Annotated in this window: 1 protein-coding gene and 1 pseudogene; both read left to right on the forward strand. The window is 69.8% G+C overall.

Translation table 11 applies throughout. The annotated features are described in order from the left end of the window. A pseudogene (locus JMF90_RS38445) lies at positions 1 to 362 on the forward strand (efflux transporter periplasmic adaptor subunit); the annotation flags it as partial. Between the two features lie 2 nt (positions 363 to 364). Beyond that, on the forward strand, positions 365 to 970 hold a 606-nt coding region (locus JMF90_RS38450; protein WP_201326479.1), incomplete at its 3' end, for an ABC transporter ATP-binding protein.

Here is a 970-nt window from a genome sequence, read left to right on the forward strand (position 1 = left end):
TCGGCGGAGGGGCCGGCGGCGGCGCGAAGCCGAACGCCGCGGTGTTCTACAACGCGCTGTTCGACGTGCCGAATCCCGAGCACCGGCTGCGCATCGCGATGACCGCGCAGGTCAACATCGTGCTCGGCAACGCGCGCAACGCGCTCAGCATCCCGGCCGCCGCGCTCGGCGAGAAGCGCAAGGACGGCACCGTCGCGGTACGCGTGCTGCGCGCCGACGGCAGCACGGAAACGCGCCACGTCCGCATCGGCATCAACAACAACGTGCGCGTCGAAGTACTGGCCGGCCTGAAGGACGGCGAGCGTGTCGTGATCGGCGAAGCGTCGGCGGACGAGCGCGCGCCGCTGTCGGACGTGGTGTAACGATGCGCCAGCCCCTGCTGAAACTCGCCGCCGTCACGCGACGCTTTCCGGCCGGCGACAAGGACGTCGTCGTGCTGAACAACGTCAACCTGTCGATCGGCGCGGGCGAGATCGTCGCGATCGTCGGCGCGTCGGGCTCCGGCAAGTCGACGCTGATGAACATCCTCGGCTGCCTCGATCATCCGAGCGAAGGCACGTACACGGTCGGCGGACGTGACACGCACATGCTCGACAGCGACGAACTCGCGCAGCTGCGCCGCGAGCACTTCGGCTTCGTGTTCCAGCGCTATCACCTGCTGCCGCACGTCGACGCGGTCGCGAACCTCGAAATGCCGGCGATCTACGCGGGCACCCCGCGCGCCGATCGGCACGCCCGCGCCCGCGAACTGCTCGCGCGCCTCGGGCTCGCGGATCGCGCGCATCACCGGCCCGGCCAACTGTCCGGCGGCCAGCAGCAGCGCGTGAGCATCGCGCGCGCGCTGATGAACGGCGGCCAGGTGATCCTCGCGGACGAACCGACCGGCGCGCTCGACACGAAAAGCGGCCAGGACGTGATCCGCATCCTGCACGAGCTGAACGCGCTCGGCCATACGATCGTGATCGTCACG

The sequence above is a fragment of the Burkholderia sp. E168m23 genome, from assembly GCF_016586125.1.
GTDB classification, from domain to species: Bacteria; Pseudomonadota; Gammaproteobacteria; order Burkholderiales; family Burkholderiaceae; genus Burkholderia; species Burkholderia orbicola.